Below are 12,497 nucleotides of genomic sequence, written 5' to 3'. Positions count from 1 at the left end.
AGTAATTATACTTCAAAAATAGGCTGCTCTGCGACTTTAAGTCTGATTTTTCAGGGTTTGTGCGAAAAAATGTAGGAAAATTACAAATATTGAAAATTGTCTTGAACGATATTGAACAAGGCGCCGATTGGCGCCTTGGATCAGAAGAGTCGGTTATTTCGCCGGCTTCTGCTGGTACTTGTTGTACAATCTCTTGTGACGGTTGTCGGTATCAACCGGTCGGCCTTCGATCAGAATATCGGTCACTTTATGTGACAAATGGTCCATGATGTCACCTTCACTAACGACCAAGGTTGCGTCTTTACCTACTTCTATCGATCCCATGCGTTGGTCAACGCCTAAGATCCTTGCCGGTTCTATGGTAATGGAAGCAAGAGCCGCCGCTTTACTAGCACCGTGCGCAACGGACTGTCCTGCCGCAAAAGGTAAATCACGAACGTTCCAGTTACCTTCGATAGCTAACGCGTAGGGTATATCATTGGCTTCAAGTAACGCTGGAGTTGAATAAAGGGCATCGTAGCCATCGTCACTGCGGCTTGGTTGTCCCCAAGGCGAGGTGTAGATGACCGGAACTTTACTGGCTTTTAATAACTCGAGCGCTAATGCTGCATCACGAACACCAACCAATACAATTGATATTTGGTGCTCTTTACCAAAAGCAATGGCTTGCTCTATTTGACGGAAGTCATCAGCGTGAATATATAATGGCATAGAACCATCCATGACTGGGCGCATCGCTTCCCAACGTACATCGATCGGCGTTTTTGAATTGCTGTTACGAGCGGCAGCGTATGCTTTTAAATCGGCAAACAATTCATACAGAGACGCCAATGCCTTGTCGTTGTCTTCTTTCTGTTTTTGCGGAGAACGTCTTTCCCAAAACGATTTGTTGACGCCGACTCTCGGCCATTGCAGGTGCATGCCAGAAGAGCTCTTGACTATAGCATCTTGCCAATTCCAACCATCAAGCTGCATTAGCGAACTTTGACCATTAAGGCCGCTACCAGTAGGAGCGATTTCCGCATGAGTGATGCCATTACTACGAACCGTTGGAATAATTTCTGAGTCTGCATTAAAAGCAATGTGAGCTTTAACCTCGGGCGTTGCTCGGCCAGTCTCACTCATGTCTCTGGTCGAACGAACCGCAGAAATTTCGACCATACCCAGCGTGGTTGATAATGCTATTAAACCGGGATAGACATGCTTTCCATTGGCATTCATTACCTTGGCGTTTTTAGGGGCTTCTAAATTTGAACCTAATTGCGATATTTTTCCATTTTCTATCACAATGTCGTAGTTTTCATGAGTTCCCTTTGTGACAGTGTGCACCGTCGCATTTTGAATAAACAGGGGTTGCTCGGTTGTGTCGCCAGGGACTAGATCGTGAGCAAACAGTGAAACACTCATGGCTGCAGAAAATGCGAGAACCGGTCGCTTCATAGAGTTTATTAAGTTCATGATTAGTGTACTCCTTGATGTGACGTCGCTGCTGAAGTTTGTTCTGCGGACTGCCAGCGCCAGAAATCAAAATTATCTTCGCAATGCCAAACGGTATTATCTTTTAACAAATACTGTTGTTGTGTTTTTTCACTTGCTTGGCCTTTAGATTGCGCCTTATTCGAGCCTAACGCTTTCTGAATCAATGCGCTTTTCTCTTTTGCCATGGCAATTCGTTGTTGCTCATCTAACTCTCGGTTAAAGTAGTTTCGACCGTCAATCCAAGTTTGCTCGACCTTGCTATAAATCGATAATGGGTTGCCATTCCATATGACCAAGTCAGCATCTTTACCTTCTTTAAGAGATCCTGTGTATTGATCAATTTTTAATTGTTTGGCTGGATTGATGGTGACCATCTTAATAGCATCTTCAGGCTTCATATCGCAGTAGTTAATTGACTTGGCGGCCTCTGTATTGAGTCGACGAATAAGATCACCACTGTCTGAGTTGACAGAAACATTGACGCCGTTTTTCATCATTAAGCAAGTATTGCCAGGTATTGCATCGTACACTTCAAACTTATACGCCCACCAATCGGCAAACGTTGAAGCACTGGCTCCGTGTTTCGCCATCTCATCGGCGACTTTGTAGCCCTCAAGAATATGAGTAAAGGTTTGAATGGTGAAGTCAAAGTCTTCAGCGATTTTTATTAAACTTAAAATTTCAGAAGCCACATAAGAATGTGAGTGAACGAATCTTTGTCGATCTAAAATTTCATTTAACGTATCAAGGCGATAGTTTCGGCGCGGAGGAGCGGTTCGCTTTTGTTCTGAACGACTTAAATCGTCGAACTCTTCAAAGCTTTGCTTGTATTCTTTAGCTCGAATAAAAGCATCTCGAACAATAGTCTCAACACCCATTCGAGTTTGTGGGTACCGAATGGTGTATTTATCTCCCCAATTACTTTGTTTAACATTTTCTCCCAATGCAAATTTAATGGAAGGCGGTGCCTTGTCAAACTTTAGACCTGCGGCGTTTTCACCCCAACGAAGTTTGATGACTTGTGCTTGCCCGCCTATTGGGTTTGCAGAGCCATGAAGTAACTGAGCCGTTGTGGTTCCTCCTGCCATCGCTCGATAAATATTAATGTCTTCAGGGTTAAGCACATCGCCAATCCGAACTTCTGCAGTAATGGCATCGCTACCTTCATTAACGCCTTTACTGATAGCAATGTGAGAGTGTTCATCAATAATTCCTGCTGTGACATGCTTACCTGTCGCATCAATGACGGTGTATCCACTAGGTGTAGAAAGGTTCTTACCTATGTCACGGATTTTTCCATTGCGAATCAAAATATCGGTGTTGTCTAAGCGACCCTCTTTTTCAGAAGTCCAGACCGTAGCGTTTTTAATGTGCAGGTTCTGCTGCTGAGGCTGAGCGGTTAATCCAAACGCTCGATTCGGATAGGTCGTTTTGCCGATGTAAGAAATAGCGTCACTGGTTTGATCTTTCTCTTTCTCTTTTTCGGTCGATTGTTCATCAAGCCGGTTTGCTTGAATAGACGCTCTACCAAGATCGGGCGTGGTCATCGCGACGGCTAGGCCATTGTTGTTAAGCCTTGCGCTAAAGCGATAAGTTCCCGCTAAATCCAAGTCTGAAAGATCAGCACTGAATTGCAATTGCTCTTTAGCTGACAGTTCCGCTTTGAATTTAATGTTCGTGTTTTCTTCCTCTGATTCACTTTTCTTAATCAGTTCGCCAGAGATTTTTTCACCCTCTTGATTAAGTGAAAGAGTCAACGACTGACCAACCACTTCAATGCCATATTGACCTGAAAAGTCGTTCGGGTTAATTGGTTTTAGAGACTGTTCTTTTCCCATTAAATAGACACTTTTAATGGACGCTTTTTCAAAAAGATTACCATCGGTAATAACGAAGTCTGCGTATTTACCCGGAGCGATACTTCCTGCAACTTTATCAATGCCAGCTATTTTAGCGGGTACAGTGGTCAGCGCCGCTAATGCATCCTTTTCTGATAGTCCATGCTTTACCGCATTGCGAACATTGCTCCAAAATTGATTTTTCTTCGGTAAACCGAAATGCGTGAATGCAAATGGAATTTTATTGGCCGCTAGCGTTGCAGGGTTACTTGGAGCTCGTTCCCAATGACGTAATTCTGCTAACGATGTATCGAGTTGCGACTCAAAGCTACTGACATCGGGTTTTTCTGGAAAGTTAAATGGCACAACAAAAGTAGCATTAACTTTTTTGATATCACTGATTCGTGCGTACTCTAAGCCGTCGGCAATGTAGGTGACATCGAGTTGGTACTGGTCAAACAGTTGGTCCGCACGAAGGGTACTTAGACTATCTTCGGCATTAAAAATAACGCCAGACTGGTTCAGTTCATTTAATTCTTCGAGAGCGGCATTATATTCAACTGGTTCTCCGGTGATAAGATGATCGGTTTTACCTTTTGCTGATTGATACCACTTCGCATCGCTGAGAGTTTGTCTAATTAAAGCAATACTTCCCATCAGCGACGAAGGATAATTTTGCTTTGAGCTCCCTTTGTTGAAGCTGGCGAAATGACGCGCATTCGCTCGATAAATTAGATCGTTGGCGATATCGTCGTTAAGAGATACGGTGACCCCTTGGCCTTGAAAAATGCCGTCGAGTTTGGCGGTTTGCACGGCTGTGAAACCGTTGTCGATGTAACTTTTCGCGGCTTTTCCGTCAGCTTTAAAGTTATTCACCCAATCGATTTCAGAATGAATGGCTTCATTCCAGGCGTTTCCGCCTTCGCGCTTTCCTTCGTATTGCGGTGGCTCTCCCCATCGAAACTCTGTTTTAGCAGCGCCAAAAACATAGTCGCTGTAAGGATCGATGAAACCCGGATAAACGGTATGCCCTGATAAATCGACGACTTTAGCATCTTTTGGTACTGCGCCATTTTCTTTGACACTAACGATGCGCCCATTATCAATAATTAAAGTTGCGTTACTAATCTTCGAGCCCGGTTGAGTGAAAATGGTCGCGTTGGTAAATGCGACTTTGTTGATGCTGCGGTCATGTATTCCGTACACATGACTGGTTTGATCCGCTATCGATGTTTGGCAAATCAAAGCGGCCATGGTCGCGGCAATTCCGCTGAGGCTAAGCTTCTTCATATTGTTATCTCTTATTTTCTAGCAAAGCGTCTAGTCTCGCACACTCAGTAGGCGGAGGCGAGTATTGAGATTAAATTGATTGGTTAGCGTAACATATTGATTTAAATGGTAAAAAATTAGTTGAATAGGTGGTTTAAATACTTTTTTACAAATTGATTGATAGATTCACTGCGCGAGCCTTTCGCGAACGATTCAGTCTGGCCACTGTTTCGATTCTGGTTGAGTAAAGATAGGGATTGAGTGCCAATAATAACCCTTTTGATTGGAGCGAGGAGCGGTGCAATTGATACGAGATCGTCCGGGAGGTGGCGATTGATTTAGTTGAATAGTTATCGACTGTGAGTGGGTTTTGAGGCTTTCATTCTTCGGTGTAGACGCGCTAATCGATGCCACGGGTTGACCTTGAAAAAAGCAATTAATTGCACTTGCTTGAATCTCGGACGCATTAAAAGTTAGGTTGAATACACGTTGTGATTTTTCATAATAAGGCTGATAGTCGATTTGGTTTATGACCGGCAAAGCGACGGTGCCGAGCTTCAGCTCGAACTGTTCCATTTTCGCATACAGCCCTGAGAATGAGAACCTAGGTAATGCCTGTGGATTACTGGCAATGGAAACCGGTCCTGAGTGTTGCGCTAGCGCGAATATTTTTCGTTGGGCGAACCACTGCGCTTGTTCTCGAGTGTATTCACCGTACGGATAAGCAAATAACGATGGTGGTTTTTGTTTCAACTTCTCAGTTAAGCGTTGCTGTGCAGCCATGTATTCCTGTTGCAGCTTTTGTTCTGATACGCCTATTAGATGAGGATGAGTCAAAGTATGATTGGCAATAGTGACTCCCGCTGACTGTAGTTGATTTAGCTGTTGCCAAGTCATCATTGATGAGAATTTTTTATCGATTGGGTCAGTGGTTACCATCACAGTGAACGGATAATTATAGCGTTTTAATAATGGCCAAGCTTGAGTGAAGATAGAGTCGTAACCATCGTCAAAGGTTATAGCGACCGCTTTGGAGGGCAGTGGTTGTCCGGAATATAATCGATTAAGAGCGCTGACTAAGTCGACGACTTGAAAGTTTTGATCGTGCAAGTATTTGAGGTGTTGTTGGAACTGCTCCGGCTTGGTACTCGTCGCTGCAGGCGTGTCATTGGCGATGTGGTGATAGAGTAAAATGATTAGCTGATTCGAAGAATGATCCACTTTTGTCTGTGTTGCAGAAGCCGGTTGAATGATACCTACAAATGTTGCTGTTAGTATCAGCCAGGTCGCGAGTGTAGGATTTAGGGTAATCAAACGCATGAATTCTCTTCGCTATTTAAAATAAAATGAATCACTATTCATTGTTGGAAATTTTATTGTTGGATATTATCCCTTGTTTCTCGTTATTATCAACGACTGATAGATTTATCTTGTTTTACTAAAAGGACCGATTATGGCCGGAGCTAGCTTACTTACGTTACTCGACGATATTGCAACGGTACTGGATGACGTTGCGGTTATGTCAAAAGTTGCAGTGAAGAAAACTGCAGGCGTATTAGGCGATGATCTCGCACTGAACGCTGAACAGGTTTCGGGTGTTAGAGCAGAGCGTGAAATTCCAGTCGTCTGGGCGGTGGCAAAAGGGTCATTTGTTAACAAGTTGATTTTGGTTCCCGCGGCTTTATTGATTTCCGCTTTTCTGCCTTGGTTAATCACGCCTTTACTTATGCTAGGCGGTGCGTTTTTATGTTACGAAGGCTGCGAAAAGGTATTTCATAAACTGTTTCATAAAGAGAAAGACCAGCAACAAAAGCAAGACGTGGTGAAAGCACTGCACGATCCATCGATCAATATGGTTGATTTTGAAAAAAATAAAATAAAAGGAGCGATTAGAACCGACTTCATATTATCGGCTGAAATTATTGTGATTGCTTTAGGTACGGTAGCTGAATCGGCATTTGTTACTCAAGTTAGCGTGGTTTCGGCGATTGCACTAGCGATGACGGTGTTTGTATATGGGTTGGTTGCTGGCATTGTGAAGCTCGACGACGCGGGTTTCTATCTGATTAAGCTGACGGGTGCTAGTCTTTGGCGTGGATTCTTAAGAGCATTAGGTCGAGGTATGCTTGCTTTTGCTCCCGTTTTAATGAAGTTGTTAGCCATTGCTGGAACATTAGCCATGTTTCTTGTTGGTGGTGGCATTTTGGTTCATGGCTGGCATTCACTCGCGGAGACTCTGCTGACCATCGAGCAATACCTCAGTGGAACATCCGTTGGCGTTAGTGCGGTGCTGTTCTTAGTTCCATTGTTGTTTAATGCGTTGGTTGGGTTAGTCGCGGGTTCGGTAATCATTGGCGCTATTAATTTAGGCAGTCGCTTTTTTAAAAAAGCATGAACGCGTTGTCTCTGGGGCTTTCCGACAACGGCCTGATCGAGATCAAATAATCACCCCAACAAATCATATAGACTGTTTTCCATAGTTTAAATTCATTGGAACAACACCATGGCAGACGGTCTCCTTTATCCTGGCCCAACAGTTCAATGGAACGACCAACTAATTGAGCGCTATTCGGTTAGTGGTCCGCGATATACGTCATATCCGACGGCTCTGGAATTTAACGAGTCAGTGGGTACCCATGAATATCGACTTGCACTCGCAGCCATCCCAGCGTCGCGAAATTTGAGCTTATATTTGCACATACCTTTCTGCTGGCATGTTTGTTATTACTGCGCCTGTAACAAGGTGGTTACTCGCGATTACACGCGAGTCGCGGCTTACCTTGATGCATTAGAACGAGAAATCATTGCCATATCAAAGCAATTGAACGGTCAGACTGTGACCCAGTTGCACTGGGGTGGGGGAACACCGACGTATTTGACCGCTGATGACCGAGCGAGATTAATGAACACGTTGAAAAAACATTTCACTTTCGCCGATGACAGTGAAATAGAGTCGTCAATTGAAGTTGACCCACGAACACTCAAGGTTGATGAGTTATATGAACTTCGAGAAATCGGTTTTAATCGTTTGAGTCTTGGTGTGCAGGATTTCAATCCGGGGGTACAAGCGGCGGTGAATCGTGAGCAGTCGTTTGAACAAGTCTCTGAATTGATGAACAAAGCTAGAGAAATTGGCTTTTCGTCGATAAGCTTCGATTTGATTTATGGACTACCTTTACAAACCGTTGCGACGTTTGAAAAAACTTTGCAGCAAGTGATCCAGCTACGACCCGATCGATTGTCCGTTTTTAACTACGCACACTTACCGCACAGGTTTGCACCACAGCGTCGCATTGATCATCAGCAGATACCCAGCGCTAAAGAGAAGTTGAATATTTTGCATTTAACCATCGATAGAATGCAACAAGCTGGATACCAGTATATCGGTATGGATCACTTTGCACTACCAAGTGATGAATTAGCTAAAGCGCAACAGCAGGGAGTGCTGCACCGAAACTTTCAAGGTTACACAACGCAAGAAAACTGTGACTTAATCGGTCTTGGCGTTTCTTCAATTTCAGCGCTGCACTCTAATTCCGGAAGTCCGGGACTTTACGCGCAAAACCACCGTGAAATAGCCAGTTATCAAGCGGCTCTTGAGCACAGTGAACTAGCGACCTGGCGAGGTGCTGGATTAAGCAAAGACGATGAAGTCAGACGTTCAGTCATTTTTGCGCTAATATGTAATTTTCAGTTAGCTACGGAAGAGTTTTCACAACGAACTGGAATAGATTTTTGGCAATATTTCGAAGATTCAAAGTTAACATTACAACAATATGCCGCGGATGGGTTATTAGAGCTATCTGACTCTCATATCATAGTAACGCCAGTGGGGCGGCTTCTGATTCGAAATATCTGCATGGCGTTTGATCGCTACTTTTTTGGCGACTCTGTTTTGGCTTCTGCTTCAGGAGGCACTACCGCTATACCGGTGCGGCAGTTAGATACTTCCGATTCGGAGGCGGAAAATACTCCTCGTAGATACTCTAGTGCCATATAACAATGAGAGTTTTATCCTTGTTAAAGCCACTAACATTGAGGGTATTCAGCTTGCGAGCCTAGGTATACGGGCATCATCGATTGGCCTTTAGGTCTATTTAGATAAGGGGTGCGCTGGGGGGCTGATTGAATTATAATTTGAGCATGAATAACTCAATATATCTAGTTTAATGACCCGCCAACCGCCTAAGTATGAAGTACGCTGCCAGTCTTGTAGTATTAGTCGACTATGTTTGCCTGTGATGTTAGCTGAGGCCGAAGTGGAGCATTTAGACTCGATTGTTGAGCGCAGTCGACCATTACGAAAAGGTGAGCAGCTATTTTCAGCCAACGATGCTTTCGAAGCGGTCTATGCAATTCGTTCAGGCAGCTTAAAGTCTTACACCATTTCAGAAGATGGCATAGAACAAATAACCGGGTTCCATTTACCTGGTGAAATTGTTGGGCTTGATGCGATCAATGACGGCCAGCATCCAAGCTTCGCCAAAGCGCTTGAAACCGCCAGTATCTGTGCGATTCCTTTTGAAAAGTTAGAAACGTTAGCGCGTCAGATGCCAGCATTGCAATCGCAATTGTTTAAAGTGATGAGTCAAGAGATCCGAGAAGATCAAGAGTTGATGATGTTGTTAAATAAGAAAGCCGCCGATGAAAGGTTAGCGGCGTTTATGATCAATTTGTCACAACGATTTGGGCGACGAGGTCTTTCATCATCGGCGTTTCGACTGACCATGACTCGCTCTGATATCGGTAATTATTTGGGCCTAGCCGTTGAAACCGTTAGCCGACTGCTAACTCGCTTTCAGAGCAATGAATTGATTGCTGTTCAAGATAAAGAAATATCTATTTTAAATGTTGAGGAGTTAAGCGCTATGGCAGGGACTCGATGCCACTTATCGCCGTTGACGTAAGAACTGTTCGATATAGACAATAAAAAAGCCCAGGTTTAATCTGGGCTTTTTTTTAGGCAGAATGCTTAAACTTTAAATCGTTTTTTTAGCTTTTTCTCGACGGGGGTGTTTTTTAACGTCACATACTGAGGAAGTCCATTTTTATACTCAGGGTATGATTCGCCTTGAATAAGGGGAGATAAATAGTCTCTACAGGCTTCAGTGATATGAAATCCATCACGAGTAATAAAGTTTCTTGGCATCATCTTTTCAACGTTGGCAACTTTGTCGAGAGGCGCTTTTCCAATTTTCCAGCTGTAGCGCTTGGCCTTTTTACGATCAATGGTTACCATCACAGAATTATCACCTTTCAAGGCAAACTCTACCGCTGCTCGACCGACAGCATAGGCTTGATCGACATCGGTGGCAGAAGCAATGTGTCGCGCCGCTCTTTGCAAATAGTCGGCGACTGCCCAATGGTACTTATACCCCAGTTCGTCTTTGATCAGTTGCGCAACGACTGGTGCAACACCTCCCAGCTGCTTATGGCCAAATGCATCGGTAGTACCTGCATCGGCTAAGAAGCATCCATCTTTGTCTTGCGCACCTTCTGATACAACGATAGCGCAGTAACCAAACTTTTTAACGCAGCGATCGACACGTTTTAAAAATTTATCTTTATTGAACGGAATTTCTGGGAACAAGATAATGTGTGGAGAATCACCTTCTTGTTCGGCTGCAAGCCCGCCCGCAGCTGCGATCCATCCGGCATGTCGACCCATTACTTCCATCACGAATACTTTGGTTGATGTTTTGGCCATGGATGCAACGTCGAAGCCTGCTTCTCGAATGGATACGGCAATGTACTTAGCAACCGAACCGAAACCTGGACAGTTATCGGTAAAAGGTAAATCATTGTCGACGGTTTTAGGAATATGAATAGCCTGAATTGGGTAACCCATTTGCTCAGAAAGTTGCGAGACCTTTAAGCAGGTATCGGCTGAATCGCCGCCGCCATTGTAAAAAAAGTAACGGATGTCATGAGCTTTGAACACTTCGATTAGGCGCTCATATTCAGCGCGGTTTTGTTCGAGGCTTTTTAGCTTGTAACGACAAGAGCCGAATGCACCTGAAGGTGTGTACTTTAAAGCGGCAATATCTTTTTTTGATTCTTTCGAAGTATCAATGAGATCTTCAGTTAGAGCGCCAATAATTCCATTTCGACCAGCATAAACTTTACCAATCTTGTCCTTATTCTCTCTTGCGGCTTCTATTACACCGCAGGCCGATGCATTAATAACAGCGGTGACTCCGCCCGACTGGGCATAAAAAGCATTGTATTTTTTGGCGCGCGCCATAGTGGTCTCCATTTAAAAATTCGCGATTGGGCTCAGTGGCAGGTATTATAGTGCATTGTAAGGCAGTGTTTAAATACTGGCCTCTGAAATAATAGACGGTCAATGGTAGAAATTGGGGTATCAATGACGCTCTTGCTCTTAGTTTAGTGTTTTGCAGCCAAGGGGTGGCGACGAATAAAATTCTGAGAAGGATGTTGAGTCCAGATTGTGTTGAGTCCAGAGTGTGTTGAGTCCAGAGTGTGTAGGAGTAGGTTCTTGTCATCACGAGTTCATATATCGGCTATTTGCGGAACTTTCATGGGAGGTATCGCGCAGCTCGCCAAGCAAAAAGGTTTTCAAGTCAGCGGATCCGATAAAAATTGTTACCCACCGATGAGTACACAATTGGAGCAGGCAGGAATTGAGCTCGTGGAAGGATTCTCAGCCGACAATTTGCAACCACCTCCGGATTGTGTGGTTGTTGGCAACGCAATGTCTCGAGGCAATCCTGAAGTTGAATATATGCTAGAACGAGGTTTGAACTATCGTTCTGGTCCTCAATGGTTGGCGGAGAATATTTTACATGACAAGTGGGTGATTGCGGTTGCCGGTACCCATGGAAAAACAACGACGGCGTCGATGGTGGCATGGATTTTAGAATATGCAGGATTAAACCCAGGATTTTTAATTGGTGGAGTGCCAGAAAATTTTGGTGTCTCAGCGCGATTAACTGATTCTATTTTCTTTGTTGTTGAAGCCGATGAGTACGATACCGCATTTTTCGATAAACGCTCTAAGTTTGTACATTATCGGGGACGCACGGTTGTTTTAAATAACTTAGAGTTTGACCATGCAGATATTTTTGCAGATCTCGAAGCCATAGAAACTCAATTTCATCATCTGGTAAGAACGATTCCTGCCAACGGTCTGATTATTTCGCCTAACCAACACCTTTCCCTTGATAGAGTTTTGCGAAAAGGGTGTTGGACTCCGCGGCAAAGTTTTGGAGAGAGTGGCGATTGGGCCTATAATCTCGATAAAGAAGATGGCTCGATTTTCACTGTGATCCATAAAGGGAAAAACCGTTGGACAAGTCAATTGGTCTCTCATTGGCCTGCATAATGTCCAGAATGCATTAGCCGCCATTGCCGCAGCTCATCATGCTGGAGTGACAATAGACGATGCCATTTCCGGTATTTCGGAATTTAAGAATGTAAAGCGGCGGATGGAGTTAAAAGGGCAGGTCGGCGAAATGCAGGTTTACGATGACTTTGCTCATCATCCTACCGCGATTGAATTAACCATACAGGGTTTACGCAAAAGTGTTGCTGATGCACCCATCATCGCTGTGGTCGATGCTCGTTCCAACACGATGAAAATGGGGCATCACCGAGAGAAAGTTGTGCCTGCGATGCGACTTGCCGATGTAAAAATAATTCACGATCCGCAACACATAGATTGGCTCGATAATGATAGCAACTCTGTTGAAATATTAGATAGCATAGACCGTGTAATAGAAGCTATTTTGGAAAATCTACAACCAAACACCAAAGTTTTGCTGATGAGTAACGGTGCGTTTGGCGGTATCTACACGAAACTGCTGGAGCGAATGCAATCGTTAAATAGCTAGCTTAAGAATGAAATTAGCGCTAGCAAGTTATGATTAGAACCAATGGGTAGAGGTTTAA

Annotated in this window: 9 protein-coding genes; 5 read left to right on the top strand and 4 right to left on the bottom strand. The window is 44.0% G+C overall.

The genetic code is table 11. The annotated features are described in order from the left end of the window. Window positions 1–153: 153 nt before the first annotated feature. The 3 genes from Q9312_RS06915 to Q9312_RS06905 all read right to left on the bottom strand — a co-directional run bounded on the left by Q9312_RS06915 (window position 154) and on the right by Q9312_RS06905 (window position 5,906). On the bottom strand, window positions 154–1,458 hold the full coding sequence (locus Q9312_RS06915) for an amidohydrolase family protein (RefSeq protein ID WP_309203856.1): 1,305 nt from the start codon (window positions 1,456–1,458) through the stop codon (window positions 154–156). A gap of 2 nt (window positions 1,459–1,460) precedes the next feature. Beyond that, entirely contained in the window at window positions 1,461–4,607 is a 3,147-nt protein-coding gene (locus tag Q9312_RS06910) for an amidohydrolase family protein (RefSeq protein WP_309203855.1), read from the bottom strand. A 192-nt stretch (window positions 4,608–4,799) separates the two neighbouring features. Then, window positions 4,800–5,906, bottom strand: a complete 1,107-nt coding sequence (locus Q9312_RS06905; protein WP_309203854.1) for a polysaccharide deacetylase family protein — start codon at window positions 5,904–5,906, stop codon at window positions 4,800–4,802. A gap of 133 nt (window positions 5,907–6,039) precedes the next feature. Between Q9312_RS06905 and Q9312_RS06900 the strand changes: the two genes are divergently transcribed. The 3 genes from Q9312_RS06900 to fnr all read left to right on the top strand — a co-directional run bounded on the left by Q9312_RS06900 (window position 6,040) and on the right by fnr (window position 9,493). Then, window positions 6,040–6,981 carry a DUF808 domain-containing protein gene (locus Q9312_RS06900; protein ID WP_309203853.1) on the top strand — a complete coding sequence of 314 codons (942 nt, stop codon included), beginning with the start codon at window positions 6,040–6,042 and terminating at the stop codon, window positions 6,979–6,981. A 108-nt stretch (window positions 6,982–7,089) separates the two neighbouring features. After that, window positions 7,090–8,586 (top strand): oxygen-independent coproporphyrinogen III oxidase, encoded by a 1,497-nt coding sequence (gene hemN, locus Q9312_RS06895; RefSeq protein ID WP_309203852.1) that lies wholly within the window; start codon window positions 7,090–7,092, stop codon window positions 8,584–8,586. 169 nt (window positions 8,587–8,755) lie between these two features. Beyond that, window positions 8,756–9,493, top strand: coding sequence for a fumarate/nitrate reduction transcriptional regulator Fnr (gene fnr, locus Q9312_RS06890; RefSeq protein ID WP_309203851.1), 738 nt, complete (start codon window positions 8,756–8,758; stop codon window positions 9,491–9,493). A 65-nt stretch (window positions 9,494–9,558) separates the two neighbouring features. On the opposite strand, the gene Q9312_RS06885 is transcribed toward fnr, so the two are convergent. Further along, window positions 9,559–10,830, bottom strand: a complete 1,272-nt coding sequence (locus Q9312_RS06885) for a 6-phosphofructokinase (RefSeq protein ID WP_309203850.1) — start codon at window positions 10,828–10,830, stop codon at window positions 9,559–9,561. 255 nt (window positions 10,831–11,085) lie between these two features. Between Q9312_RS06885 and mpl the strand changes: the two genes are divergently transcribed. Beyond that, window positions 11,086–11,931, top strand: a complete 846-nt coding sequence (mpl, locus tag Q9312_RS19475; RefSeq protein WP_435408604.1) for a UDP-N-acetylmuramate:L-alanyl-gamma-D-glutamyl-meso-diaminopimelate ligase — start codon at window positions 11,086–11,088, stop codon at window positions 11,929–11,931. A gap of 46 nt (window positions 11,932–11,977) precedes the next feature. Then, on the top strand, window positions 11,978–12,439 hold the full coding sequence (locus Q9312_RS19470) for a glutamate ligase domain-containing protein (RefSeq protein ID WP_435408602.1): 462 nt from the start codon (window positions 11,978–11,980) through the stop codon (window positions 12,437–12,439). Window positions 12,440–12,497 lie beyond the last annotated feature (58 nt).

The organism is Pleionea litopenaei, assembly GCF_031198435.1.
Lineage (GTDB): Bacteria > Pseudomonadota > Gammaproteobacteria > Enterobacterales > Kangiellaceae > Pleionea > Pleionea litopenaei.
This window is presented reverse-complemented; position numbering and strand designations above follow the sequence as displayed.